27 protein-coding genes, 1 tRNA gene and 1 riboswitch are annotated in these 25,720 nt (G+C 70.5%); of the genes, 18 read left to right on the forward strand and 10 right to left on the reverse strand.

Going from position 1 to position 25,720, the window contains the following annotated elements:
* Positions 1-78 precede the first annotated feature (78 nt).
* Both ACZ597_RS22855 and ACZ597_RS22860 read right to left on the reverse strand, forming a co-directional pair.
* Positions 79-1,335, reverse strand: coding sequence for a PTS transporter subunit EIIC (locus ACZ597_RS22855; RefSeq protein ID WP_471333029.1), 1,257 nt, complete (start codon positions 1,333-1,335; stop codon positions 79-81).
* 243 nt (positions 1,336-1,578) lie between these two features.
* Complete coding sequence (locus tag ACZ597_RS22860; RefSeq protein ID WP_471333032.1) at positions 1,579-2,880, reverse strand: PTS transporter subunit EIIC; 1,302 nt, start codon at positions 2,878-2,880, stop codon at positions 1,579-1,581.
* A 157-nt stretch (positions 2,881-3,037) separates the two neighbouring features.
* Here ACZ597_RS22860 and ACZ597_RS22865 point away from each other — a divergent pair, with 157 nt between their 5' ends.
* The 4 genes from ACZ597_RS22865 (at position 3,038) to rdgB (ending at position 5,278) form a co-directional block, all read left to right on the forward strand.
* Positions 3,038-3,346, forward strand: a complete 309-nt coding sequence (locus ACZ597_RS22865) for a PTS sugar transporter subunit IIB (protein ID WP_471333034.1) — start codon at positions 3,038-3,040, stop codon at positions 3,344-3,346.
* A 95-nt stretch (positions 3,347-3,441) separates the two neighbouring features.
* Entirely contained in the window at positions 3,442-4,176 is a 735-nt protein-coding gene (rph, locus tag ACZ597_RS22870; RefSeq protein ID WP_471333037.1) for a ribonuclease PH, read from the forward strand.
* Positions 4,177-4,280: 104 nt separating this feature from the next.
* The gene (locus ACZ597_RS22875; RefSeq protein WP_471333039.1) at positions 4,281-4,667 is read left to right on the forward strand and encodes a hypothetical protein; all 387 of its coding nucleotides are present in this window, start codon (positions 4,281-4,283) and stop codon (positions 4,665-4,667) included.
* 8 nt (positions 4,668-4,675) lie between these two features.
* Positions 4,676-5,278 carry an RdgB/HAM1 family non-canonical purine NTP pyrophosphatase gene (gene rdgB / locus ACZ597_RS22880; RefSeq protein WP_471333042.1) on the forward strand — a complete coding sequence of 201 codons (603 nt, stop codon included), beginning with the start codon at positions 4,676-4,678 and terminating at the stop codon, positions 5,276-5,278.
* A gap of 50 nt (positions 5,279-5,328) precedes the next feature.
* On the opposite strand, the gene ACZ597_RS22885 is transcribed toward rdgB, so the two are convergent.
* The 4 genes from ACZ597_RS22885 to bcp all read right to left on the reverse strand — a co-directional run bounded on the left by ACZ597_RS22885 (position 5,329) and on the right by bcp (position 7,367).
* Positions 5,329-5,405, reverse strand: a tRNA-Leu gene (locus tag ACZ597_RS22885).
* A gap of 55 nt (positions 5,406-5,460) precedes the next feature.
* Entirely contained in the window at positions 5,461-6,123 is a 663-nt protein-coding gene (locus tag ACZ597_RS22890; RefSeq protein ID WP_471333045.1) for an HNH endonuclease, read from the reverse strand.
* Entirely contained in the window at positions 6,120-6,758 is a 639-nt protein-coding gene (locus ACZ597_RS22895) for an HNH endonuclease signature motif containing protein (RefSeq protein WP_471333047.1), read from the reverse strand. Before ACZ597_RS22895 ends, ACZ597_RS22890 begins: the two co-directional genes overlap by 4 nt.
* Positions 6,759-6,899: 141 nt before the next feature.
* Positions 6,900-7,367 (reverse strand): thioredoxin-dependent thiol peroxidase, encoded by a 468-nt coding sequence (gene bcp / locus ACZ597_RS22900; protein WP_471333050.1) that lies wholly within the window; start codon positions 7,365-7,367, stop codon positions 6,900-6,902.
* A 116-nt stretch (positions 7,368-7,483) separates the two neighbouring features.
* Between bcp and ACZ597_RS22905 the strand changes: the two genes are divergently transcribed.
* The 3 genes from ACZ597_RS22905 (at position 7,484) to ACZ597_RS22915 (ending at position 8,688) form a co-directional block, all read left to right on the forward strand.
* A complete protein-coding gene (locus ACZ597_RS22905; RefSeq protein WP_469114343.1) occupies positions 7,484-7,801 on the forward strand; it encodes a DUF3618 domain-containing protein in 318 nt (105 codons plus the stop codon).
* A 58-nt stretch (positions 7,802-7,859) separates the two neighbouring features.
* Complete coding sequence (locus ACZ597_RS22910; protein WP_079427293.1) at positions 7,860-8,201, forward strand: GroES family chaperonin; 342 nt, start codon at positions 7,860-7,862, stop codon at positions 8,199-8,201.
* A 54-nt stretch (positions 8,202-8,255) separates the two neighbouring features.
* A riboswitch (guanidine-III (ykkC-III) riboswitch) is annotated at positions 8,256-8,335 on the forward strand.
* Between the two features lie 32 nt (positions 8,336-8,367).
* Entirely contained in the window at positions 8,368-8,688 is a 321-nt protein-coding gene (locus tag ACZ597_RS22915) for a DMT family transporter (RefSeq protein WP_030158619.1), read from the forward strand.
* A 9-nt stretch (positions 8,689-8,697) separates the two neighbouring features.
* Here ACZ597_RS22915 and ACZ597_RS22920 read toward each other — a convergent pair whose 3' ends face one another.
* Complete coding sequence (locus ACZ597_RS22920; RefSeq protein WP_471333053.1) at positions 8,698-11,115, reverse strand: transglycosylase domain-containing protein; 2,418 nt, start codon at positions 11,113-11,115, stop codon at positions 8,698-8,700.
* A 210-nt stretch (positions 11,116-11,325) separates the two neighbouring features.
* Here ACZ597_RS22920 and ACZ597_RS22925 point away from each other — a divergent pair, with 210 nt between their 5' ends.
* From ACZ597_RS22925 to ACZ597_RS22945, 5 genes are all read left to right on the forward strand, one after another.
* Complete coding sequence (locus ACZ597_RS22925; RefSeq protein WP_471333420.1) at positions 11,326-12,117, forward strand: ABC transporter permease; 792 nt, start codon at positions 11,326-11,328, stop codon at positions 12,115-12,117.
* A gap of 142 nt (positions 12,118-12,259) precedes the next feature.
* Positions 12,260-13,099: an ABC transporter permease gene (locus tag ACZ597_RS22930; protein WP_471333056.1), complete on the forward strand. Its 840-nt coding sequence runs from the start codon at positions 12,260-12,262 to the stop codon at positions 13,097-13,099.
* Positions 13,100-13,101: 2 nt separating this feature from the next.
* Positions 13,102-14,064 carry an ABC transporter ATP-binding protein gene (locus ACZ597_RS22935; protein WP_471333058.1) on the forward strand — a complete coding sequence of 321 codons (963 nt, stop codon included), beginning with the start codon at positions 13,102-13,104 and terminating at the stop codon, positions 14,062-14,064.
* A gap of 105 nt (positions 14,065-14,169) precedes the next feature.
* Positions 14,170-14,907, forward strand: a complete 738-nt coding sequence (locus tag ACZ597_RS22940) for a DUF1707 SHOCT-like domain-containing protein (RefSeq protein WP_471333061.1) — start codon at positions 14,170-14,172, stop codon at positions 14,905-14,907.
* A 46-nt stretch (positions 14,908-14,953) separates the two neighbouring features.
* Positions 14,954-16,321 (forward strand): DUF445 domain-containing protein, encoded by a 1,368-nt coding sequence (locus tag ACZ597_RS22945; protein ID WP_471333064.1) that lies wholly within the window; start codon positions 14,954-14,956, stop codon positions 16,319-16,321.
* Between the two features lie 1,173 nt (positions 16,322-17,494).
* Here ACZ597_RS22945 and ACZ597_RS22950 read toward each other — a convergent pair.
* Together ACZ597_RS22950 and ACZ597_RS22955 are read right to left on the reverse strand one after the other, a co-directional pair.
* Positions 17,495-17,803, reverse strand: a complete 309-nt coding sequence (locus tag ACZ597_RS22950) for a hypothetical protein (protein WP_471333065.1) — start codon at positions 17,801-17,803, stop codon at positions 17,495-17,497.
* A 94-nt stretch (positions 17,804-17,897) separates the two neighbouring features.
* On the reverse strand, positions 17,898-18,080 hold the full coding sequence (locus ACZ597_RS22955) for a hypothetical protein (protein ID WP_471333068.1): 183 nt from the start codon (positions 18,078-18,080) through the stop codon (positions 17,898-17,900).
* Positions 18,081-18,238: 158 nt separating this feature from the next.
* Here ACZ597_RS22955 and ACZ597_RS22960 point away from each other — a divergent pair, with 158 nt between their 5' ends.
* The 6 genes from ACZ597_RS22960 to ACZ597_RS22985 all read left to right on the forward strand — a co-directional run bounded on the left by ACZ597_RS22960 (position 18,239) and on the right by ACZ597_RS22985 (position 24,406).
* Positions 18,239-18,781: a GNAT family N-acetyltransferase gene (locus ACZ597_RS22960; protein ID WP_471333071.1), complete on the forward strand. Its 543-nt coding sequence runs from the start codon at positions 18,239-18,241 to the stop codon at positions 18,779-18,781.
* Between the two features lie 29 nt (positions 18,782-18,810).
* On the forward strand, positions 18,811-19,824 hold the full coding sequence (locus ACZ597_RS22965) for a hypothetical protein (protein WP_471333073.1): 1,014 nt from the start codon (positions 18,811-18,813) through the stop codon (positions 19,822-19,824).
* A 22-nt stretch (positions 19,825-19,846) separates the two neighbouring features.
* Positions 19,847-20,308 carry a very short patch repair endonuclease gene (locus ACZ597_RS22970; protein WP_471333076.1) on the forward strand — a complete coding sequence of 154 codons (462 nt, stop codon included), beginning with the start codon at positions 19,847-19,849 and terminating at the stop codon, positions 20,306-20,308.
* 131 nt (positions 20,309-20,439) lie between these two features.
* Entirely contained in the window at positions 20,440-22,479 is a 2,040-nt protein-coding gene (locus tag ACZ597_RS22975; protein WP_471333078.1) for a helix-turn-helix domain-containing protein, read from the forward strand.
* On the forward strand, positions 22,476-23,459 hold the full coding sequence (locus tag ACZ597_RS22980) for a hypothetical protein (RefSeq protein WP_471333080.1): 984 nt from the start codon (positions 22,476-22,478) through the stop codon (positions 23,457-23,459). Before ACZ597_RS22975 ends, ACZ597_RS22980 begins: the two co-directional genes overlap by 4 nt.
* Before the next feature lie 56 nt (positions 23,460-23,515).
* Positions 23,516-24,406 carry a DUF6339 family protein gene (locus ACZ597_RS22985; protein WP_471333083.1) on the forward strand — a complete coding sequence of 297 codons (891 nt, stop codon included), beginning with the start codon at positions 23,516-23,518 and terminating at the stop codon, positions 24,404-24,406.
* Positions 24,407-24,427: 21 nt separating this feature from the next.
* Here ACZ597_RS22985 and ACZ597_RS22990 read toward each other — a convergent pair whose 3' ends face one another.
* The gene (locus tag ACZ597_RS22990) at positions 24,428-25,705 is read right to left on the reverse strand and encodes a DNA cytosine methyltransferase (protein WP_471333086.1); all 1,278 of its coding nucleotides are present in this window, start codon (positions 25,703-25,705) and stop codon (positions 24,428-24,430) included.
* Positions 25,706-25,720: the final 15 nt, after the last annotated feature.

The raw sequence follows: 25,720 nt of genomic DNA on the forward strand, positions 1-25,720 counted from the left end.
CCTCCCTTCCGGGAGAGCGGGGGCTCCGTCGCGTGGTTGCCGCCTACGAAACTGCGGGGCCGGCGGACCGGCGGGGTGCTACTTGGCCTCGGCCTTCGCCAGCTCGGCGAGCTCCTCGTCGGACTCGCGGCCCGGGGTGGGGAGGTTCCACTTGATGATCGCGAAGCGGAAGATCGCGTAGTAGACGGCCGCGAAGCACAGGCCCACCAGGACGAGCATCCACGGCTTGGTCGCGATGCCGAGGTTGAGGAAGAAGTCGATCGCGCCGGCGGAGAAGCCGAAGCCGTCCTTCATGCCGAGCGCCCAGGTCAGGGCCATGGACACACCGGTCAGGACCGCGTGGACCGCGTACAGCACCGGGGCGATGAACATGAAGGTGAACTCGATCGGCTCGGTGACACCGGTGACGAACGCGGTGAGCGCGAGGGAGAACATCATGCCGCCGACGACCTTGCGGCGCTCGGGGCGGGCGCAGTGGACGATCGCGAGGCAGGCCGCCGGGAGGGCGAACATCATGATCGGGAAGAAGCCGGTCATGAACTGTCCGGCGCTCGGGTCGCCGGCGAGGAAGCGGCCGATGTCGCCGCTCTTGCCGTTGTACTCGCCCGCCTGGAACCACGGGAAGGAGTTCAGCAGGTGGTGCATGCCGACCGGGATCAGCGCGCGGTTGGCGACACCGAAGATGCCCGCGCCGACGGCGCCGGAGCCGACCAGCCACTCACCGAAGCCGTGGATGCCCTTGCCGAGCACCGGCCAGATCAGACCGAAGACGATGCCGATGAACAGACCCGCGAAGGCGGAGAGGATCGGGACCAGGCGGCGGCCGCCGAAGAAGCCCGCCCAGTCCGGCAGCTTGGTCCGGTAGAACTTCTGGTAGAGCAGCGCGACGACGATGCCCATCACGACACCGCCGAGGACCTTGGCGTCCACGGGCGCCTCGACCATGGCGATCTTGCCGTCGACCACCTTGGCGACCTTGGGCAGGCTCGGGTCGGTGAAGGTGGCGAGCACCTTCTGGAAGACCAGGTAACCGGTGACGGCGGCCAGGGCCGTCGAGCCGTCGGACTTCTTGGCGAAGCCGATCGCGATGCCGACGGCGAACAGCAGCGCCATGTTGCCGATGATCGCGTCACCACCGGCCGCCATGTAGGTGGCGATCTTGTTGATGAAGTCCGGCAGCGACGCCTTGCCGAGCATGTCGTCCTGGCCGAGGCGGATGAGCAGAGCGCCGGCGGGCAGCACGGCAACGGGGAGCATGAGGCTCCGGCCGATGCGCTGCATGACGGCCATCACGCCAGCGCCCTTCTTCTTCTCCGCAGCGGTCGCTGTGGACATGGGTTCCTCCAGAGGACAAGGCGCTGCCTGGGGACATGGGAAAATGGGGGTGGCGGCGTCTCGGAAAAGGGGGACCACTGGCTGCTCGGCAGCTGCATGGTCTACACCATTAGGTGGTGTAGACCAGTTGTAGCACGGTCGGGGTTAGATAAGGAACCTTCGATTTTGTGTGGCCTACGCCACAGGACGAAGGGCCTCCGGATCGCTGGATCCGAAGGCCCTGACCTTGCGCGACAAGGGGCGCTACGCCTTGGTGTTCTCCACCTGCATCGCGGCGATCTCCTCGTCCGACTCCCGCCCCGGCGTCGGGATGTTCCACCTGGTGATCGCGAAACGGAACACCGCGTAGTAGACGACCGCGAACCCCAGCCCGATCGGGATGATCAGCCACGGCTTGGTCGCCAGCCCCCAGTTGATGACGTAGTCGATCAGACCCGCCGAGAAACTGAACCCGTCGTGCACCCCCAGCGCCCACGTCACCGCCATCGACACGCCCGTCAGCACCGCGTGGATCACGTACAGCGTCGGCGCCACGAAGAGGAACGAGTACTCCAGCGGTTCCGTGATCCCCGTGACGAACGAGGTCAGGCCCACCGACAGCATCAGCCCGCCCACCTCCTTGCGCCGCTGGGGCTTCGCACAGTGCGTGATCGCCAGCGCCGCCGCCGGCAGGGCGAACATCATGATGGGGAAGAACCCGGAGAGGAACAGTCCCGCGTTCGGGTCGCCCGCCAGGAACATGTTGATGTCACCGTGCACCGTCACCCCGTCCGGCTTGGTGTAGCTGCCGAACTGGAACCACACCGGCACGTTCAGGAACTGGTGCAGACCGATCACCAGCAGCGCCCGGTTCGCGACGCCGAAGATGCCGGCACCCCAGGCACCCAGCCCCACCAGCCAGTCCGAGAAGCTCTCCAGCGCGTCACCGACCGGGGGCCAGACCCACAGGCACAGCGCCGCGAACGCGATCGCCACGAACGACATGATGATCGGCACCAGCCGCCGCCCGTTGAAGAAGCCCAGCCAGTCCACCAGCTTCACCCGGTGGTAGCGCTGCCAGAACCACGCCGCCAGCAACCCCATCACGATGCCGCCGAACACCCCCGGGTTCTGGTAGGCGTACCCGGCGAACGTGTCCGTCGGAGTCAGGCAGCCGCCCCCGACGTCCTTCGTCCCCGACGGACACGGCTTCGGGAACGCGTGCAGCACCCCCCGGTACACGAGGAACCCCGCCACCGCGGCCAGCGCCGTCGAACCGTCCGCCTTCTTCGCCATGCCGATCGCGACGCCCACGCAGAACAGCAGCGGCAGGCCGAGGTCCGCGTCCAGCAGCGCCCCGCCCGCGCCGGCCATCACCTTCGCGACCGCACTCCAGTCCAGACCGTCCTTGCCGAACACGTCCGGCTGCCCGAGCCGGTTCAGGATGCCCGCCGCCGGCAGCACCGCGATCGGCAGCTGGAGACTGCGCCCCATCTTCTGCAACGCCTGGAACAGCCCGTTCCACCACTGCCTGCGCGGCACCTCCGCTGCGCTGCTCGCGCTCATCCGCGTCCTCCTCGGCCGGCCCGTTTTTGGCAGTCGCAGTACGTGCGGCACACTGGTGTAGACCAGTTGTGGGCAGGCTGCTGCTGATCGTCATCCTTCGGCAGGGGCCGGGCTCGCGCTCGCGCAGATAGGCCAACCGTGAGCGACGTGAGCTACCGTGACAAAGCGGACGCAGCGGGTAGCCGGGCACGGCCGCAGAGACCCGTTCTTCGAACCACTCAGGGAGAAACACATGGCCACCAAGGCTGAGAAGATCGTCGCCGGGCTCGGCGGCATCGACAACATCGAAGAGGTCGAGGGCTGCATCACCCGCCTGCGCACCGAGGTCGCCGACCCCTCCCTCGTCGACGAAGCCGCCCTCAAGGCCGCCGGCGCCCACGGCGTCGTCAAGATGGGCACCGCCATCCAGGTCGTCATCGGCACCGACGCCGACCCGATCGCCGGCGAGATCGAAGACATGATGTGAGCTGAGCCCCGGGCTCGGCAGGCAGTACGAGGACCCCGTACCGGGCACACCGGACGGGGTCCACGCGTACCCCCGCACCGACTAGGCTCACAGCCATGTCTCGCATCGACGGCCGCACGCCCGAACAGCTCCGCCCGGTCACCATCGAACGCGGATGGAGCAAGCACGCCGAGGGCTCCGTCCTCATCTCCTTCGGAGACACCAAGGTCTTCTGCACCGCCTCCTTCACCGAAGGCGTCCCGCGCTGGCGCAAGGGCAGCGGCGAAGGCTGGGTCACCTCCGAATACTCGATGCTGCCCCGCTCCACCAACACCCGCGGCGACCGCGAATCCGTCCGCGGCAAGATCGGCGGCCGCACCCACGAGATCTCCCGCCTCATCGGCCGCTCGCTGCGCGCCGTCATCGACTACAAGGCCCTCGGCGAGAACACCATCGTCCTGGACTGCGACGTCCTCCAGGCCGACGGCGGCACCCGCACCGCCGCCATCACCGGCGCCTACGTCGCCCTCGCCGACGCCGTCGCCTGGGGCCAGCAGAAGAAGCTCATCAAGGCCGGCCGCAAGCCCCTCACCGGCACCGTCGCCGCCGTCAGCGTCGGCATCGTCGACGGCGTCCCGCTCCTCGACCTCTGCTACGAGGAGGACGTCCGCGCGGAGACCGACATGAACGTCGTCTGCACCGGCGACGGCCGTTTCGTCGAGGTCCAGGGCACCGCCGAGGGCGAGCCCTTCGACCGCAAGGAACTCAACGCCCTCCTCGACCTCGCCGCCGGCGGCTGCGCCGACCTGGAAGCCCTCCAGCTCGGCGCCCTGGACCTCCAGGTCCCGTAGGGCTCTCCGGCAACCGTTGGGCGCGGGCGCGCGTCTACTCGGATACGGGCGCACGGTGTCACCACCGTGCGCCCGTCCACGCATCCGAGCTTGGGGGGACCCGAATGAAGCCGAAACTCCGCATCGCCGCCGTGGCCCTGGCGGCCGCCCTCACCGTCCCGGCGCTGACCGCCTGCGACGCCATCTCCACGGCCATGGACTGCGCCAACACCGCCGTCGCCATAGCGGACAGCGTGGGCGACCTCCAGCAGGCCGTGTCCAACGCGGGCAACAGCATCCAGGACACCCAGAACGCGCTCGACCAGATCGACACCAACCTCAAGAAGATCAAGGACACGACGGGCAACGCCGACCTCGGCAAGGCCGTCGACTCCATGAGCACGGCCGTCAAGAACGTCCGCACCGCCGTCGACAACGGCGACACCACCCCCGACGTCAAGCCGGTCGCCGACGCCGCCGCGGAGATCTCCAAGGTCTGCACCCCGGGATAATGGGGAGCATGACCCGCCTGATCCTCGCGACCCGCAACGCGGGCAAAGTCACCGAGCTCCGCGCCATCCTGTCCGCCGCCGGCCTGCCGCACGAACTGGTCGGCGCGGACGCGTACCCCGAGATCCCCGACGTCAAGGAAACCGGCGTCACCTTCGCCGAGAACGCCCTCCTGAAGGCCCACGCCCTCGCGCAGGCCACCGGCCACCCCGCCATCGCGGACGACTCCGGCCTGTGCGTCGACGTCCTGAACGGCGCCCCCGGCATCTTCTCCGCCCGCTGGGCCGGCGCCCACGGCGACGACCGTGCCAACCTGGACCTCCTGCTGGCCCAGCTGGGCGACATCGCCGACGAGCACCGCGGCGCCCACTTCTTCTGCGCGGCCGCCCTGGCCCTCCCGGACGGCACCGAACGCGTCGTCGAGGGCCGCCTCCTGGGCACCCTCCGCCACACCCCGGCGGGCGGCGGCGGCTTCGGCTACGACCCGATCCTCCAGCCCCTGGGTGAGACCCGCACCTGCGCGGAACTGACGGCGGACGAGAAGAACGCCATCTCCCACCGCGGCCAGGCCTTCCGCGGCCTGATCCCGGTTTTGCGGGAACTGCTGGGCTGAACGGCAGAGGCCTGACCTCCCGAAAGACGGGAGGTCAGGCCTCATCTGCTTGGTACGCCCGATCGGATTCGAACCGACATACACGACCACCTAAAGATCGCCGCTCAACCAGATGGCGTACGGGCGCAAGCCAAGAACACTCTACTGCGGAGCGCGCTGTACGGGGAGCTGTTTCCGGTGGTCTAGGAGGTGCGTCGGCCGCCCCTGCACCAGGTGCTGGTGACCGCATGGCAGTTCGGGCACAACAGTCGCAGGTTCTCGCGGCGGTCATCGCTCCAGTCACCGTTGATGTGGTCCACCTCCAAGGTCATGGGGTTCCCCAGCCAGGCGGGAGGAGTCCCGCACATGTCGCAGCGGTCCTCGACGCCGATCTCGTGCAGTGCGCGCCGCAAGACCTTGGTGCGGGTGCGTCGCTTTCCATCGTGCCGGACGAGGACCTGCTCGGCCGGCTGTGCAGTGCTGCGACCCCGCTTGCCACGCTGGTGGGCCTGCCCGAGGAAGGGCGCCGTGGACAGGCCGTCTTCGCAGATCCACTCCTTGAGGGCCGCGTTCAGGCTGCCGTTGGAGGGCAGACCGAGGTGGCGCAGGGTCTGGGCGAGCGATCGCGAGGCGGCGACGGCCTCGCGCAGGGCATCGGCATCGGGCTTGGTGCGCCGTGTGTAATCGCGGCGTCGGCGCTTGAGGTGCGCCGTGTCGATGCCGTACTCGTGGAACCGCTTCAAGAGGTATCGATCGAGTTGGTCGTAGGGCTTGGTGCCGAGGTGGGCGATGACCTCGTCCATGTCCCCGCACATCGCGGCGGCCTCTGCCAGGACGTCCCTCGTGTAACGGCTGACGGAGCTCATCGGCGGCTCTTCGCTCGACCGCGATAGGTGTCCGTGGTGGAGTGACAGTTGGGGCAGAGGAGCCGGAGGTTGGCCGGCTCGTTGTTGCGCCAGTCGCCGTCGATGTGATCGACCTCCAAGGGCGGTGCGTAGCCCTGCCAGATCGGGTCGATGCCGCACATGCCGCACTTCTCCTCGACGCCCAGTGACGTGAGTGCGCGTTTGAGGTGTCCGCTCTGTGCGCGGCGGGCGTGCGGCTCGTCCTGTTGGGCGAGGATCGATTCCGCAGTCCGCCGGGCCTTGGGACGGCCGGCCGGGGAAGGGAGCCTGAAGTGCGAGGTGTCGATTCCGAAGCCCTTCACCTTGCGGCTGATGTGCGTGTGGTGGCCGCCCACGACATCGAGGCCGAGACGTCGGAGGACCTCGCACATGGTGGTCGAGGCGGCGACGGCTTCTGCGAGTACCTCCTTCGTCCACTTCACCCCCTCTCGCTCGAAGTGTGAGACGGTCACGCCCAACTTCCGCATGCGGTCCAGCAGGTAGCGCCGTGACGGGCTTTTCGGGTCCACCCCCAGCCTTTCCAGCGCCTCCGTCAGCGTGCGCGATGCGCCCGCTGCCTCTGCCAGGCGTTCCTTCGTGTATGGACTGACCGGCATCGCGCCCCCCGTTTCCGGCCCCGCGTCCGCGCGGCCCCGTACGGGTTAACCGATCAGCATCACGGGAGGTTACGTGCGATAAACGGAAAGTCCCGCACCACTTCTGGTGCGGGACTCTCAGGGGTGCGGGGCCGGACGGGGTCAGATGCCCAGGTCCTTGATGATCTTCGCAACGTGACCGGTGGCCTTGACGTTGTAGAAGGCGTGCTCGACCTTGCCCTCCCCGTCCACGACCACCGTGGAGCGGATGACCCCGGTGACCGTCTTGCCGTACAGCTTCTTCTCGCCGAAGGCGCCGTACGCCGTCAGGGTCTCCTTCTCCGGGTCCCCGACCAGGGTGACCTTCAGGTGCTCCTGCTCGCGGAACTTCGCGAGCTTCTCCGGCTTGTCCGGGGAGACGCCGATGACGTCGTAGCCGGCCGTGGCCAGGGCATCCAGGTTGTCCGTGAAGTCGCAGGCCTGCTTGGTGCAGCCCGGCGTCAGGGCCGCCGGGTAGAAGTACACGATCACCTTGCGGCCCTTGTGGTCGGCCAGCGAGACCTCGTTGCCGTCCGCGTCGGGCAGGGTGAAGGCGGGGGCGATGTCGCCCGGCTGGAGTCGCTCGCTCATGTCAGTGCTCTCCTCGGGAGGGGATCGGTACGGCATGAGCCTAAGCTGACTTAGCTGACAGACTGTCCATGACGGATCAAGCCCACAGACGACGAAACGACGACGGAGGCAGCGCGGTGCCGGAAGCCAGGACCCCCGCACAGATCGAGGCGGACATCGTCCGCCGCCGCGAGCAGCTCGCCGAGACGCTCGACGAGATCGGCGTGCGCATGCACCCGCAGACGATCATCGGGGACGCGAAGGCCCGGGTCGCCTCGGCGGTGGACCACACCGCCGGCCGCGCCTTCGTCGCCGTGAACCGGCTCGTCACCGACGTGAAGGACGGTCTGCGCCACGAGGACGGCGCCCCGCGCTTCGAGCGGATCGTGCCGGTCGCGCTCCTCGCGGTCGGCGTGGTGGGGCTGCTCGTGGCCTCCGCGCGCCGCAAGCGGTGACCAGGGCTTTGACGACCCTCCGGCTTACAGGGCGGGCGGCGGCAGGTAGGTTCGGGTCGTGAGCGAGAACACCACCCACGACAAGCTGCCCATCCGCATGCTCCACGACCGCGTGCTCGTGAAGTCCGACACGCCCGAGGGAGAGCGGCGCTCCGGCGGCGGCATCCTGATCCCGGCGACCGCCGCGGTGGGCAAGCGGCTCGCCTGGGCCGAGGTGGTCGCGGTCGGGCAGAACGTGCGCAGCGTCGAGCCCGGCGACCGCGTGCTGTACGACCCCGAGGACCGTGCCGAGGTAGAGGTGCGCGGGGCGACGTACGTGCTGATGCGCGAGCGGGACCTGCACGCCGTGGCCGCGGAGCGGCTGGAGGGGTCCAAGGACTCCACCGGGCTGTACCTCTGAACCTCTGGGATTCGGATCCGCGGAAGGGCCGGTGACCGTCGTCACCGGCCCTTCCGCGTGCCCTTTGCTACGGTGGGGCGGAACCCCCGACGAGACGCGCCGTACCGGGTAGCAGGACGCAAAGACGACGCACCCCCGTTTCCGTCTCGTCCCGGAGGTGCCTGTCATGGCCTGGGTTCTTCTTCTCGTCGCAGGTCTGCTCGAGGTCGGCTGGTCGATCGGCATGAAGTTCACGGAGGGCTTCACCCGGCTCTGGCCGTCCGTGTTCACCGGTGCCGGCATCGTCGCCAGCATGGTGCTGCTGTCGTACGCGGCCAAGACCCTGCCCATCGGTACGGCGTACGGCGTGTGGGTGGGCATCGGCGCGGCCGGGGCGGCCGTGCTCGGGATGGCGGTGCTGGGGGAGCCCGTCACCGCCGCCCGGATCTTCTTCATCTGTCTGCTGCTGGTCGCGGTGGTGGGGCTGAAGGCCACCTCCGGGCACTGATCGACGGGGTCATTCGAGGAAGTGCGCCGGCGGGCGACGGCGGCCCTGGGTGGCGCCGCCGTCCGTCTGGCCGCCGGTGGTCTCGCCTCCGTTGGTCTGGCCGCCCGTCGTCTCGCCTCCGGTGGTCTGGCCGCCGTTCGTCTGGCCCCCGGTGGTCTGGCCGCCGTTCGTTTCGCCGCCCGTGGTCTGGCCTCCGTTGGTCTGGCCGCCCGTCGTCTCGCCCCCGTCGGTCTGGCCCCCGTTGGTCTGGCCGCCGTTCGGCGGGGTCGGCGGGGTGGGCGGTCCCGGCGGGGTGGGCCGGTCGGGGCGCTGCCACGGCGGGCGGCTGCCCTCGGGCTGCTGCGGGGTGGTGGGCTGGACCGGCGGGGGCGGCGGGAGCTGGGCCGCGCCGGGCTGGAGTTCCAGGTCGAAGTCCTCCGGGTCCGTGGCCTCCAGGGCCGTCTTCGTGTAGGCCGCCCAGATCCTGGCGGGGTAGCCGCCGCCGCCGAGGCGGGCCTCGCCGAGCGCCCCGTACAGGGACTGGAGGGTGCCGGTGTCGGGGTCCTGGCCCATCACCGAGACCACCGTGACGAGGTCGGGGGTGTACGCCGCGAACCAGGCGGCGCGGTCCAGTTCGGCGGTGCCCGTCTTGCCGGCGGCGGGGTGGCCGGCGGCCAGGGCCTCGGTACCGGTGCCGTTGTCGACGACGCTGACCAGCATGGACGTGGTGGTGTCGGCGGCCTCGCGGGGGACGGCCTGGCGCGGGGTGCGGTCGGGGAGGTGGACGTCGTCGCCGTCCTTGGAGATCTTCTCCAGGAAGGTGTACGGGGTGTAGCGGCCGTGGTCGGCGAGGGTGGCGTAGGCCTGGGTCATGTCCACGACGCTGGCCTGCATGGTGCCGAGGGCCATGGCGGGGCCGACGACGAAGTTCGGGGTGTTCTCGGGGATGCCGAGGTCGACGGCGGTGCGCTTGACCTTCTCGGTGCCGACGTCGACGACCATCTGGGCGAAGACGGTGTTGACGGAGAGGTCGGTGGCGGTGTTGACGGTGATGTCCCCGTACGACTGCTGGCCCTCGTTCTCCGGGGCGTAGGGGATCCGGGTGCCGACGACGCGGCGCTTGTTGTCGCCGTTGTAGATGGTGTTCGGGGTGATCCGGCGGCCGTCCTGGGTGCGGGAGTCGTTCTGGACGGCGGAGGCGAAGACGAACGGCTTGAAGGTGGAGGCGACCTGGTAGTCGTGCCGGGTCGCGTTGTTGACGTACTGCTTGGTGTAGTCGATGCCGCCGTAGAGGGCGACGACCTTGCCGGTGGCCGGGTCGATGGAGGCGCCGCCGGCCCGCACCACGCGGTCCGCCGGGCGGGCCTGGGGGTCGAGCTTGTCCATCAGCTGCTTCTGGACGGCGTCGACGAAGGCGGTCTGGCGGCGCTTGTCGATGGTGGTGGTGATCCGGTAGCCGCCTTCGGCGAGGGTCTTGTCGTCGAGGATCTTGTGTTCGGCGATGTAGTCCTTGACGGCTTCGACGAGGTAGCCGCGCTGCCCGGACAGTCCGGCGGCCGCGCGGACCTTGCCGGGCTCGGGGAACTGCGCGGCGGCGCGCTCCCCGGGCGTCATCCACTTCTTCTTGACCATGCCGTCGAGGACGTAGTTCCAGCGGGCGACGGCGCGGTCGCGGCTCTGGGGGTGGGAGACGACGTCGAAGGCGCTGGGGGAGTTGAGGAGGGTGGCGAGGTAGGCGCCCTCGGCGGTGGTCAGCTTGTTGACGTCCTTGCCGTAGTAGGCCTGGGAGGCGGCCTGGATGCCGTAGGCGTTGCGGCCGAAGTAACTGGTGTTCAGGTACCCCTCCAGGATGTAGTCCTTCGACTTCTCGCGACCGAGTTTGATCGCGATGAAGAACTCCTTGACCTTCCGTTTGATCGTCTGCTCCTGGCCCAGGTAGTAGTTCTTGACGTACTGCTGGGTGATGGTCGAACCGGACTGGGTGCCCTTGCCGGTCGCCGTGTTCCAGGCGGCGCGGACCATCGCCTTGGGGTCCACCGCCCGTTCGGAGTAGAAGTCCCGGTCCTCGGCGGCCAGTACGGCTTCCTGGACGCCCCGGGGGACCTGCGACAGCGGGACGTTGACGCGGTTGACCTCGCCGTCGCGGGCGAGCTGGGAGCCGTCGGCGTAGAGGTACACGTTGGACTGGGCGGTGGCGGCTGCGTTGGCCGGCGGGATGTCGACCAGCAGGTAGCCGGCGACGAGCGCGCCGCCGATCAGCAGGGCGACCGTCAGGAGGGTGCCGACGACCATGCGCCAGGTGGGCAGGAAGCGGCGCCACCCGGTGCGCCGGGGTCTGGGCCCGGCGTTGGGGCCCTTGCCCTTGCCGCCCTCGGTCCTGGCGGGGGGCTGGTTCGGGGTGTCCGGGTCACGAGGGGTCCAGCCCGGTGGTGGTGACTGGTCGCTCATCGCCGGGGCTCCTCGGGGCCGTCTGAAATATCCACATCCGTACCTCATGGTGTCTACCCGATGGCCGGTGATTTGGCTCCGGACGGGCATAAAACGGTCGCGTGGCTCGCCCCTCCGCACTAAGCTCGCGCGCTTTGGCCGACGTAGGCCCGATGGCCCTGGCCGACCTGGGAACGACGTGGGAAACGGAGGGATGCGGTGCGTCTGTACATGGCCGTCGCGGCCGGCGGATTCCGGCGCTACGCGACGTACGGGACGGCGACGGCCGCCGGGGTGTTCACCAACACCGTCTTCGGCTTCATCGTCGCGTACACGTACGTCGCCCTGTGGGACGAGCGCCCCCACCTCGGCGGTTACGACCAGGCCCAGGCCCTCACCTTCGTCTGGGTCAGCCAGTCCCTGCTCGCCGCCGGCTCGCTCATCGGCGGAGGCTTCCAGGAGGAGCTCCAGGAGCGCATCCGTACGGGCGACATCGCCGTCGACCTGTACCGCCCGGCCGACCTCCAGGCGTGGTGGCTCGCGGCCGACCTCGGCCGGGCGGGCTTCCAGCTGCTGGGGCGCGGGGTGCTGCCCCTGGTTGCCGGGGCCTGCGCCTTCACCCTCGCGCTGCCCTCCGATCCGCTGCGCTGGCTGCTGTTCCTGGTGTCGGTCTGCCTCGGGCTGGTCGTCGGGTTCGGGGTGCGGTACCTGCTGGGGCTGGCGGCGTTCTGGCTGCTGGACGGCGCCGGCGTCAACCTGATGGCCACCGTCGTGACCGTCTTCTGCTCCGGCATGCTGCTGCCGCTGACCGTCTTCCCGGGCGGCCTCGGCGAGCTGGTGCGGCTGCTGCCGTGGGCGGCGATGCTCCAGGTCCCGCTGGACGTGCTGCTCGGCACCCACACCGGGGCCGGGGGAGCCGTACGGGCGCTGGCCTTCCAGGCCGCGTGGGCGCTGGCCCTGCTGGGCGCGGGGCGATTGGTCCAGTCGGCGGCGACGCGGAAGGTGGTGGTCCAGGGTGGCTGAGGCGACGACGGCGGGCCGGGGGGCGGGGGACGGCTCGCGGGCGGTGGGGGAGGGTTCGCGGGCGGTGGGGGAGGGTTCGCGGGCGGTGGGGGACGCGCGGGAGGGTTCACGGGAGGCGTGGGATGCGCGGGAAGCGCGAGGGGTGGGGGAGGCGCGGGAGGAGGGGCCCGGCGGACGGCTCCGGGAAGGGCTGCGCGGCTACGGGCTGATCGCGGGGATGTGGACCCGCTCGACGATGACGTACCGCATGTCGTTCCTGCTGGCCACCTTCGGGAACGCGGCGATCACGGCCCTCGACTTCGTCGCGATCGCCGTCATGTTCTCCCACGTGGACGCCCTGGGCGGCTTCGGCCTGCCCGAGATCGCCCTGCTGTACGGGGCCTGCTCGGCCTCCCTGGGCCTCGCCGACCTGCTCCTCGGCAACACCGACCGGGTCGGCGCCCGGGTCCGCGACGGCTCCCTCGACACCATGCTGGTGCGCCCCGTACCGCTGCTCGCCCAGGTCGCCGCGGACCGGTTCGCGCTGCGCCGACTGGGGCGGATCGCGCAGGGGCTGGGGGTGCTGGGCTGGGCGGTCTCGGTGCTGGACGTGCACTGGACCCCGGGGAAGGTGCTGCTGGTACCCGTCATGGTGGTGGCCGGGGCGGGGATCTTCGGCGGGGTGCTGGTGGCAGGCGCGGCCTTCCAGTTCCTCGCCGGCGACGCGGCGGAGGTGCAGAACTCCTTCACGTACGGGGGCTGCACCATGCTCCAGTACCCGCCGACGGTGTTCGCGAAGGAGCTGCTGCGCGGGGTGACCTTCGTCGTCCCGCTGGCCTTCGTCAACTGGCTGCCCGCGCTGTACGTGCTGGGCCGGCCCGATCCGCTGGGGCTGCCGGGGTGGGTGGCGTTCCTGAGCCCGCTGGTGGCCTTCGCGGTGTTCCTGCCCGCGTCGCTGGCGTGGCGCGCGGGTGTGCGTTCGTACCGGAGTACGGGGAGCTGACAGTGCCGGATGCGCTCATTTCTTTGGACGGGGTCGAGAAGGTCTTCGACGTGCGGCGACGGGTGGGCCTGATGCGCCGGGAGAAACGGCAGGTCAGGGCCGTGGACGGGATCAGCTTCGAGGTGGCGCGCGGCGAGGTGGTCGGCTACATCGGGCCCAACGGGGCCGGGAAGTCCACCACCATCAAGATGCTGACCGGCATCCTCACCCCGAGCGGCGGCCGGGTGCGCGTCGCGGGCATCGACCCGGCGCGGGAACGGATGCGGCTCGCGCACCGGATCGGGGTGGTGTTCGGGCAGCGCACGACGCTGTGGTGGGACCTGCCGCTGAAGGACTCGTACTGGCTGATGCGCAGGATGTACCGGATCCCGGCCGCGCGCTTCGCGGAGAACCTGGAGAGGTGCGTCGAACGGCTGGACCTGGGCGAGCTGCTCGACGTACCCGTACGGCAGCTGTCGCTGGGGCAGCGGATGCGCGGGGACATCGCGGCGGCACTGCTGCACGATCCGGAGGTGCTCTACCTGGACGAGCCGACGATCGGGCTGGACGTGGTGAGCAAGGCGAAGGTACGGGGCTTCCTGCGGCAGTTGAACGAGGAACTCGGGACGACGGTGCTGCTCACCACCCACGACCTCCAGGACATCGAGCAGCTGTGCGAGCGGGTGATGGTGATCGACCACGGCCGGCTGGTGTACGACGGGGCGCTCGGCGGACTGCACGCCCTGGGGGAGGGCAGCGAGCGGACGCTGGTGGTCGACCTGGAGCGGGAGCTCCCGCCGGTGGAGGTGGCGGGGGCCCGGGTGGTGCGGGTGGAGGGTCCGCGGCAGTGGCTGGCGTTCCCGGCGGGGGAGTCGGCGGCGCCGCTGGTGGCGGCGGTGGCGGCCCGGTACCCGCTGCTGGACCTGTCGGTGCGGGACCCGGACATCGAGGACGTGATCGCGCGGATGTACGCGGGGAGGGGGTGAGGGGTGGGGGTGAGGGGTGGCGGTTTGAGGTAGGGGTTTGAGGTAGGGGGGAAATCAGGGTCGGGGCCGGGGTGGTGGGCGCCGTCTCTGCATAGGGTGGGCCACATGAGTGACGAGCGGCCGGAGAAGCCGTTGCCGGAGAAGACCGCTTTGGAGAAGACCTCTCTGGAGAAGGCCGCGGCCGAGCCGCCCGCGCTGAGGGCTTCGGACGCCGACCGCGAGCGGGTCGTGGACCGGCTGCGCGACGCCGTCGCCGAGGGGCGCCTCGACATGGACGAGTTCGAAGAGCGGCTGGATGCGGCGTACAAGTCCCGTACGTACGCGGAGCTGGAACCCCTGACCCGCGACCTGCCGGCGACCGGGTCCTCTCCCTCTCCCGTTCCCTCTGCTCAGGCTCCCTCCTCCTCCTCCTGGCCGGAGCGGATCGGCGGTACGGGGACCTCCGCCACGGCCGTGGCCGTCATGTCGGGCTTCCAGCGCAAGGGCCGCTGGACCGTGCCCGCCCGCTTCAACGCCGTGGCGATCTGGGGCGGCGGCGAGCTGGACCTGCGCGAGGCGGACTTCGCGGAGCGCGAGGTCGTCATCACCTGCGTCGCCGTCATGGGCGGCATCGAGATCACCGTCCCGCCGGGCGTCGAGGTCGACGTGCGCGGCATCGGCATCATGGGCGCCTTCGACCAGGGCAAGTCCCAGGACAACCGGCCGGAGCCGGGCGCCCCGCGCGTCATCGTGAACGGCCTCGCCTTCTGGGGCGGGGTCGCGGTCAAGGTCAAGCAGCCGAAGGGGCCGAAGGGGGCCAAGGGACCGGACGGGCTGGGCGGCGAGCCCCGCAAGGAGCTCTAGAGCTGCCGCGGCGTGCCGGGAACTCCCCGGACCTCCCGGGAGTCGGATGCTATGCAGACAAAACCGGCCATCGGGGGAAGGGCAGGAGCGGCACGTGAACAGCAGCACGGGTGAGCGTACGAGGGGCCCGTCGGCCCCGCCACGGGGAGGGTTCGTCTTCAACGCGGCGGACGAGGAGCGGCAGCGCGGCGTCCGCCGGATGAAGGCGACCGCGACGGGGCTGCTGATCCTGGTCGCGCTGGTCTACGTACTGGCCAAGTGCGCGCAGAACGCCTGGGGCGCCAGCGCCTGGGCCGGGTACGTCGCCGCGGCGGCGGAGGCCGGAATGGTCGGCGCACTGGCCGACTGGTTCGCGGTGACGGCCCTCTTCCGGCGGCCGCTGGGCCTGCCCATCCCGCACACCGCGATCATCCCGACGAAGAAGGACCAGCTGGGAATCTCCCTCGGGGAGTTCGTCGGTGAGAACTTCCTGTCGGCGGACGTGGTGCGCGCACGGCTGCACTCCCTGGGCATCGGCGGCCGGCTCGGTGCCTGGCTGGCCGAGCCCGCGCACGCCGACCGGGTCACGGCGGAGCTGGCCACCGCGCTGCGCGGAGCCCTGACCGTACTGCGGGACTCCGACGTACAGGCCGTGGTCGGCGAGGCGATCACGCGCCGGGCCGAGGCGGCGGAGATCGCCCCGGGCATCGGCAAGACCCTGGAGCGGGTCGTCGCCGACGGGGGCCACCACCGCGCCGTGGACCTGGTGTGCGCGAAGGCCCACGACTGGCTGGTCACCCACGGGGACTCGGTCATGGACGCCGTCCAGGGTGGAGCCCCGGGCTGGACCCCGCGCTTCGTCGACCGCAAGATCGGCGACCGGGTGTACAAGGAGCTGCTGCGGTTCGTCACGGAGATGCGCGACATGCCGGGCCACCCGGCGCGCGGGGCGGTGGACCGTTTCCTGCGCGACTTCGCGTCGGACCTCCAGTCGGACACGGAGACGCGGGCGCGGGTGGAGCGGCTGAAGTCCGAGATCCTGGCGCGGGACGAGATCCAGGACGTGATCGCCTCGGCGTGGTCCGCGATCCGCACGATGATCATCTCGGCGGCGGAGGACGAGCAGAGCGAACTGCGGCTGCGGGTCCGGTCCTCGCTGATGTCCCTGGGCGCCCGGCTCGCCACGGACGGCCGCCTTCAGGAGAAGGTGGAGGGCTGGATCGAGGGCGCGGTGGTGTACGTGGTCACCACGTACCGCAGGGAGATCACCTCCCTGATCACGGACACGGTGGCGGCCTGGGACGCCGAACACACCTCCCGCAAGATCGAGGCCCACATCGGCCGCGACCTCCAGTTCATCCGCATCAACGGCACGGTGGTGGGCGCCCTGGCGGGGCTGCTGATCTACACGGTGTCGCGGGTGTTGGGGGGGTAGGGGGAGGGGTGGGCTCGCCCTTTCGGCTGCGGCCCGGGTGCGGGCTGGCGGTGCGGGACGCGGTCTCGTGCATGGCCGTGGGGCCGGGGGGCCGTGAAGGCCGGGGTGCGGTCGTCGGTTCGGGGTGCGGGCCCGCTATCTCCCCCTCGCCCCCCCGGGGGGCGGGCGGCGGCTGCCCCCCGCCTCCCTGGGGGCTGGCCGGGGGGTGGGGAGCGGGGTGCCGGCGGGGCGGCCTCAGAGCCGGTTTGGGGGTTTCCCGTCAGTCCCATCGTCCTTCCGGTTCGGGCCGGTCCCTCAAGGGCGCTCCTTCGTCGCGTCGCTACGCGATGTCGCTTCGCTCCACCCTTGACCGACCGTCCCGCCCCGGAAAGCCGAAAGACTGCCGGGAAACCCCCAAAAGAACGGCACGGTCCATGGCCGGAGGGGCGGCCGTGTCAGGGATGAGACGAGGGGCCGGGGGTCGGCCCGTTGGGCCCTCAGCAGCCGAAATCCCGGGCCGGGGCGCGGCTACCGGCACGAGAGGTTGAGCAGAGCCCCCTGCGGAGCACCCGGGCGCGTCAGATCGCTACGCGCTCCTCTTTCTCGGCGTCCGGCGCCCGTCCGGGGCTGATACCCGCACCAGAGGACGAGCAGTGCGCTCTGCGGAGCACCCGGGCGCGTCAGATCGCTACGCGCTTCTCTTTCGTTGGCGTCCGGCGCCCGCTTGGGGCTGATACCCGCGCCAGAGGACGAGCAGTGCGCTCTGCGGAGCACCCGGGTGCGTCAGATCGCTACGTGCTCCTGCCGGCTTGGCGTCCGGCGCCCGCCTGGAGCTGATACCCGCGCCAAATGTCGAACAGCGCTCCTGCGGAACACCCAGGCGCAGCAGATCGCCGCGCGCTCCCAGGCCTCGTCGTGCTCAGCCCGCTACACGCTTCTTCTGGTTCGGCGTCCGGCGGCCCACCCGCCGCGCCCGGCCGGCAATTCCAGCCTCGCCGGCGTTTGAGGCGCGGGGGTCTGGGGGCGGAGCCCCCAGGGTCTTTCAGCCCCGCCGGCGTTTGAGGCGCGGGTCCGGGCAGCGCCCGGGGAACGGCGGAAGGGCGGGTAGGGGACAGCTCCGCGCAGCGGCCCCACCCACAGCCCCGGCCAGGGGAACGGTCCCGGCCAGGGGAACGGTCCCGGCCAGGGGAACGGTCACCCCCGGCGGGACCGGTCCGCGACGGCCCAGGCGGTCGCGGCGACGACACCGGCGGCCCCGACGACGGCCGGCCACGCCCCGACCTTCTTCGCCAGCGGATGCGCCCCCGCGAAGCCGGCGAGGTACAGGGCTCCCAGCCCGGCCGCCGCCGGCACGCCGCCGCGCTTGTGCCACTCCCGCCCGGCCACGAGCCCGGCGGCGCCGAGCACGACACCGCCCAGCGGCCGCTTCTTGGTCCAGCGGGCCACGGCGTAACCGCCGACCAGCCCTGCCGCCGCCACCGCGGAACTCGGTACCCGAGCCATCTCGAACTCCCTCACACGTCGTGTCTTCCGATGAACTGCCCTGCACACGGCCGGCACCGATCGCGGCGCCGGCCCCGCACCCACTCCGTCAAACCTAACGCGGGCGCCTCGACGCCCGCCGGGCCCCCACCGCCCCGAGCACGAGCACCGCCCCGCCCACCACGGCGTCCGGCACCGCCTCCCGTACCGCGCGCGGCAACAGCGCGACGACCCCGAGGACGAGGAGGAAGGCGAGCGCGCACCGCCCCGCCACCCGCAGCAGTCTGTCCGTGTTCACGGGTTGCTCAACGCCCCACCCCGGTCCGCGACACGGACGACGCGGAGGCGATTTGTCGCACACTCGCCGCTTCTGCGCATCACCGGGTGCGGGAACCCGGTGGGCGTAAATTCGGTCTTCCAGCAGGAAACAGCCCAATCACCCCAGGAGTCGACACAGTGATCTCCTATGGACGCACCGTCCTGGACCTCGAGCACGAACTGGTCGACGCCTACGCCGACGTCTTTTCCGCCGCGCCCTGGAACGAATGCGAAGAAACCATTCGCCAGTTCTCCACCCGCCTCCAGACGGACGTTCGGCGCCCGGGGTTCCGTATGGCCTTCGCCCAGTCCGAGGCCGGCGTGGACGGCTTCGCCACCGCCTGGCTGACCCCCGCGCCCTTCCCCCAGCACCGCGCGTACCCCCAGGTCGCCGCCCAGCTCGGACCCGACCGGGTACGGGAGCTGCTCGTCGGGGCGTTGGAGATCGACGAGCTCGCCGTACGGGCCTACGCGCGCGGCCACGGCACCGGCCGGGCCCTGCTCGCGGAGATCACCGAGGACGCCCCGCAGCGCCGTGCCTGGCTCCTCACGTCCCGTCTGGCCACGGACACGGTGGCCACGTACCGCCGCCTGGGCTGGTACGAGGTCCAGGCCCTGCCCGGCACCCAGACGGGCGTCGTCGTCTTCCTCTCCCCGGACCACCCGGGCCGCCCCAGCTAGACCGCACGCGCAGCGGGCATACCCGGGCCATGATCACGCCCGGAACCGCCAAAGTGGCCCGCCGCCAGCTCGGCCTCGCCACCCGCCACCAGCTCACCGCCACCGCCGGGGTCCCCGGCGGCACCGTCACCTCCCGCACCCGCCCCGGCGGCCCCTGGCAACGCCTGCTGCCCCGCGTCCACCTCCTCCAGACCGGGCCGCCCGACCACCGCCAACGGGCCCTGGCCGCGGTCCTGTCCGCCGCCGAACCGGCCGCGGACCCGCTCTCCGGCGAGACCGCCGCCCTCACCGGCGCCGCGGCCCTCTCGCTCCTCGGCATCCGCGACACCCCGCCCGCCCCCGCCGACGTACTGATCCGCGCCCCGCGCCGGCTCGCCGGAACCCCGGAGGTCCGGCCCCTGACCACCTCCCGCTGGCCGCGGACCATCACCGTCGCGGGCGTCCCCAGCGCCCGCCCGGTCCGCGCCGCCGCCGACTTCGCCGCCCGTCCGGGACCCGAGGCGCACCCCGACCGGATCCGCTCGGTCCTGGCCCAGGTCGTCCAGGCCGCCTGGTGCCACCCGCACGACCTCCACGCCGAACTCCGCGCCTCCCGCCTCCTGGCCCGCCCCGCCGTCCGCGCCGCGGCGGCGGAACTCCTGGCCGGCGTCCGCTCGGTGGCCGAGGCCCGGGCCCGCGACGCCCTCACCGGCACCGACCTCCCGACCCCGCTGTGGAACGCCCGCCTCTACACCCCGGACGGCACCTTCCTGGCCAGCCCGGACGCCTACTGGCCCGACGAGGGCGTGGCCCTGGAGGTCGACTCGGCGGAGTACCACTACACGCGCGACGCCTGGCATGCCACCCTCCGCCGCCGCCTGCGCCTGGAGTCCCACGGCATCCTGGTGGTCAGCGCGACCCCGTCGATGATCCGCGACACCCCGACGGAGGTGATCGCCGCCCTCCGCACCCTCCTGACCCTGACCACCCCCCGCCCCACCCCACCGACGGCCCTGGCCAGGGGCCACCAGCAGCTCACGCTTCCGTTCCAGGCCGGCGGGTGATCGGACGGTTCACAATGGTGGGGTGGAGAAACTGCCGACGACGGCGACCGTGCGTACCCGAATGAGCCGCCAGAAGAGCCGCGACACGGGCGTCGAAGTCGCCCTGCGCAAGGCACTGCACGCCAAGGGGGCTCGGTACCGGATCCATCGCAAGCCGGTGAAGGGCGTGCGGCGGGAAGCCGACATCGTGTTCGGTCCCACCCGTGTCGCGGTGTTCGTCGACGGTTGCTTCTGGCACGGCTGCCCCGTGCACGCCACGTGGCCGAAGAACAACGCCGAATTCTGGCGCGCGAAGATCGAAGGGAACCGGCGGAGGGACCTCGACACCGACGCCCGGCTGGCCGAGGCGGGTTGGCTGGCCGTGCGCGTCTGGGAGCACGAGCAGGCGGACGAGGCGGCGGCGCGCGTGTTGGCCGTCGTCGCGAACCGCCGATCCGAATCCCGCCCCAGGGGCCGAACGCAGAGCCGCCTCTCGGATATTTGACAACATCCGCCCTGTCAAATGAGCCCTGTTAGGGTGATCAAGAAGCACGCCGTGGCGAGTCGGACGGAGGGCGTTGCGTGGAGCACCCTGGTGAGGAATTCGGCCCTTGGCTCACACGGCAGTTGAACCGAATGGACCTGTCCCAGTCCGAGCTGGCGGCCCGACTCGGCTTGACCCGTGCGGCCGTTTCCGCCTGGGTGAACGGTCGGGCCGAACCGAGGGAGGAGACCAAGCGGGCGCTCGCCGAGGTGTTCGGCGCCAATCCCGACCTGGTCGACAGCCGGACGAGCGATGTGTCCCTTAACCGACCGCTGCGGTGGCACCACCGCACCGCCCATGCCGATGGGGGACGTGAATACGGCAATGCCGCGGCTTTCGCCTTCGACGCCGACATGGCTGTACTGGCCAGGGAGGCCACCCAGAACGCGCTGGACGAACGCTTCGACACCGGCTCGCCGGTCCGGGTGCACTACACCCTGCACGAGCTGACCGGCGAGCACCTATCGTCGTTCCTTGCCGCGCTCCAGTGGGACGAGCTGCGCCCGCATTACGATCGGGCGGCCTCCGCGGAGCAGAAGGTGTCGAGGAGCCTGCGTGCGGCGTTGGACGAACTGGAGTCGAAGGACTCCCTGGTCCTGCTGCGGGTGGACGACTTCAATGCCAACGGCCTCACAGGGCCGGAGTACCAGGACGGGCGATTCGCCGCCGTGGTCAGGCGCCAGCTCGACAGCCACAAGCAGTCCGGAGGCCGTGCGGGCGGCTCGTACGGGCTGGGCAAGGCAACGCTGTGGGCCGCCAGTCGCTTCGGCCTCGTCCTCATCAACTCCACGCTCTCCCAACCGCACGAGGGCAGGACCGAACGGCGTGTCATCGGACGGCTCGACCTGCCGTGGCGTCAGGTCGACGGTGAGGCCTTCGCGGGACCGGCATGGTTCGGCGAGCCGGACACGGATCCCGCGCACAAGGACGTGTCGAGGTCGTGGTGGGCCGACGAGGAGACGGCCCGGAGCCTGCACCTCGAGCGCCACACCGGCGAACCGGGTACGTCCTTCCTGGTGGTCGGCGCCCATGACGCGTCGGGCGACTCCGAGGGGTTGAACGACCTCCACGACAAGCTCGTGCGATCCCTGGCCGACGGTTTCTGGGCGGCGATGATCGGAGGTGCTGCGGCCGGCCCTCTGTTGGAGGCGCGCGTCTCCACCCTCCGAGACGGAGAGGTGGTCGTCCCCGAGGAGCGGGTCGATCCCTACACCCGGCACCCGGCCTTGAGCCGTGCTCTCCAGGCCTATTTCGACGGCAACACGGTCGACAGCCTCACTGCGGAGGACCAGGTGGCGCGGGCTGAGGTGCCGCTGATCGTGACGCCTCTGAAAGGTCGAGGCAGGGCGCGGGACAAGGGGCGTGAGCACCTGGCGGTCCTCTTGCTCACTCCTGCCGCCGATAGGGACGAAAGGCACAGTCAGGTGGTTTGCATGCGTGGTAATCGCATGACCATCACGGCGCACCGGCCGCGTGAACTGCCCCTGGGCACGATGCCGTTCCAGGCTGTGCTGCTTGCCGGTTACGCGACCGACAGGGACACCGAGGACGTGGCATTGGCCGAGGAGTTCCTGCGTGCCTCGGAGCCGCCCGAGCACGACCGCTGGGATCGGACGGAGGAGCTCACTTCGCTGTACGAGCGTGGTGCCGTCAGCCGTCTGAAGGAGTTCCGCGGCGATGTCGACAAGGCCGTGCGTGCTCTGGTGGGCAGGCGCGAGACGAAGCGGGCGGGTGGTCCCGCGGCGCTGCGTGAGCTGCTGACCTGGGACGCCTCCACCGCGCCGGCACGGCGGACCCAGTCTTTCCCCACGGTCCGGGGTGTGACGGCAGGTGTGGTGGAGTCGGGTGCCTGGAGCGTGACCGTTGAGCTCCGGCTCCCACTCGCCGAGGATCCGTGGCGGCTGACGCCGGTGGCGAAGTTCGACGTGCGTTCCGGGGGTCGGCCGGTGGTCGGATGGGAGGCCCTGGAAGCCGAGGAGGACTGCCGAGTCGAGAACGGTGATCTCGTCGTGGAGCCCGGCGTGCGCAGGGTGGTCTTCCGCGGTCTCACGGATCCTGCCACGCACCCGGTGCGCAGTGAGTACGCCCGGCTGGTTGTGGACGTTCAGAAGGCTCGTGGAGGTTCGGTGTGACGGCGGTTTACCCCTATCCGACGCTCATCGGGGACGTGGAGCTGAGGGTCGTGTCCGTCTCGGTGGACAACCGGGAACTGCCCTACTCGATGATCTCCTCGACGGACCGCGCGGTTGCCCTGCACGAGACGGGGCGGGGCGCGTGGGAGCGGGCACGGCTTCGGCTTTCTGTGACCTTCCCGGAAGCGGAGATCCGATCGGGTCCGTGGTCCGACGTGCTGTTCCTTGCCGTCCTCTCGGAGAAGGCGACCAATGCCCGTACGACTGCGGTTCTGTCCAGGGCGGGGGACGGGACGATGCAGGGAACCATCGAGCTGGACAGCGTGGCGTACCTGCGCCGCGCGACGCTGGGCGTCCTGGTGGTGGCGACGGTGGAGGGCGTTGCGGGCCGGCTCGTGGGGTCCGCCACGCAGGACTGGTATGTCGATCTGAAGACCTCGACACCGGCGCGCCAGCAGGAGATCGAGATCGTGGAGGTCGATTTCAAGGAGGGCGAGCACGAGTGGCTGCGGCCCTTCAAGGAGGCTGCTTGGATCGTCGAGACCACGGGGGAGGTTCCGACGGTGTACCTCAACACCGGCGCCGTTGAGGGCCTGATGGCGGCGCTGGGTGGGTCCGGAGGCAGTCCGGCGGAGCGGATGCTGCGTGACCTCACGGCCACCCAGATCGCCCAGGATGCCTGGACCGCGATGTTCCACACCGCCGTCAGCGATCTCGACACGGACGAGGACGGAACTCCGATGCTCCCGAAGGGGTGGCGGGAGTCCGTGCTGCGGTCCATGCTTCCGGACGTGTTGCCGGGCCGCCAACCGACCGATGCACTCTACGAGATCGTGGAACGGCGAACCAAGGGCTACGGCTGGGCGGAAGTCCAGACCGGCGTGCAGTTCGCCGCCGGGCGACGAAGCCGGGCAACCAGGAACCTGACCAATGCGGTGCGTTCCGTCCAGAACCTCGAAGGGGTCGGTGGTACGCGATGAGCCGTTCGAGCGTTGGGGAACTCCCGCCGGTCCTGGGCCTGCTGGCGGATGCCGCCGTGGCCAAGTACATCGGGCGGGCCGTGCAGAGTGGGCAGGAGCGGCCGCCTCAGGTGGCGCTTCGGAGGGCGGCCGAAGAGCTGGGTTCCGCCCACCGTTGGCGGACCGAACCGGTGCGCGTTCTGGTGGACGAGACGATGCGCCGGTTCGAGGACCGTCGTACGGCCGCGGACGGCTGGTTCGCCCCTCGCTTGCATGCGACCCTGCGCATGACGAGGGCCGAAGCCGCGGACGGGCGGCTGTGGAACTTCCTCGCCATGGTCGTAGCCCCGGACTACGTGGTGTGGCGCCATCGGGGCTCGGACACGGACGGCGGGCCGGGGGTGGCGACGGCGGCCCGTTTCTGCGGACCGCATTACACGCAGGCCTTCTCTCGGCTGTGGTGGGCCGCCGAGTTGTTCCGGGACGGTCCCGACTACGGCCCGGTCGAGACAGCCTGCCGGGTGCAGGACGTATTGCAGACGACGATGCGCCTGGACGTGATCGACCACCGTCCGACCGCGCAGGCGATCCTGAACGTTCTCGAAAGTCGACTTGCCGCAGGCGGATCCCGTCTCGGGGACCAGGCCAACTCTCTCTCCGCGGCGGTGAATGCCGCCGGCAGCACCTTGGTCTACGACGTGCTGGCGCCGGACCGCCCTGCCGACACCGACGCGCTCCAAGACTGGATCGACGAGGCGGAGGACGCTCCGGCGGCGCCGTGGGACCGGCTGCCGGAAGGCCCTCAGGACGGGGAGGTGAACCGGGCCTCGGTCGCTGCCTTGGTCCCGATCTTCGAGCAGCTGTTGGCCGAGTCTCCGCTTCGGAACCGTTCGGCGGGGAAGAAGGGTGTTCCCGAGCCGCGGGTGCCGACGGGTGTGAGCCTGAGCAAGCCGGCGGCCCGTCTTTGACGAGGTGGGCCGCCTGCCGGGTCAGCTGTGGGGCGCCAGGAACGTGTGGATGGCCTCCGCCAGGGTCCTGCCGAGGCCGACGGGTACCGCGTTGCCGATCTGACGGGCGATCTCGATCTTGGTCCCGTACCACTTGAAGGTCTCGGGGAATCCCTGGATGAGAGCGGCCTCGTAGTGGGTGATCGGGCGGTGCTCCGTCGGGTGCAGGTAGCGCCCCTTCTCCGGCTTGTAGAACTCCGTTCGGATCGTCACCGAAGGAGCGTTTTTCCGCATGCGTCCCATGACGTCACCAGATCCGGAATTGTGCTTGTCCCAGCTCTCGGTGGAGAGGTAGAACTCCTGCCCCTTCAGTCGGCCGTAGTCCTTGTCCGTGGAGAGGCGAATACGTCCCGCTCGGTCGAGGCGGTAACTGACCCCGCGGAGATCCTTCCGGTTTCCGTTCTCGGGAATCGCCATGTATCGCGCACGGGACAGATCCTCCGGGTTCCGGCCGAAATGGAGGTCCGTCGTGAGGTAGTGCCCGGGAACGGCACCGCCTGAATTCGCGTCGTCACGGGGATCGGGCATGCGTTCCAGGATCGGACGCCTGGCCGACACCTCGAAGACCTTCGAAACCGGCACCCAGCGCGGCAGGGTCTGCCCGCCGGGAAGGGAGTCGAAGAGGGCGTCCTGCGCTTTGTCCGACACGTAACCCTTTTTGTGGTGTGTCGGCGCCGGGTGTCGCAAGGGCTCGGCGAAGTCCTTGTGGGTGCAGATGACGATCACACGCCGGCGCGCCTGAGGAACGCCGTAGTCGGCCGCATTCATCACGGCAGGCACGACTGTGTAGTCGTGGAGCGGGTGCCCGGGGGTCTCGGAAGCCGTGAGGAGCTCCGAGTACTGCGGCGACTTCAGGAAGCGGTCGACGTTCTCGATGACGAACAGCTTGGGGTGGACCTTGGCCACCACCCGCACGTACTCCTGCCAGAGTTCGTTCCGGGGATCCGTCGGATCCTCCTTGCCGAGCCCGGAGAAGCCCTGACAGGGCGGACCGCCCATGATCACGTCCACCTGGCCCTTGAAGGGGGTGGGATCGAACTTGGCGATGTCACCGGCGAAGACGTGTGCACCGCCGAAATTGGCCGCATACGTCGCCGCCGCGGCCCGGTCGAACTCGACGGCGGCAACCGAGGCGAACGGGCCGGCCACCCCGCCGGGGGTGTACCGGCTGAACCCGGAGGAGAAGCCCCCAGCCCCGGCGAACAGATCCATCACGCGGATCTGCTCGGGTTGAGACGGCTGAGGCTGCTTTCTGGTCATGGGGGTCAAGTGTAG

This window comes from Streptomyces sp. NPDC040718 (assembly GCF_055593565.1).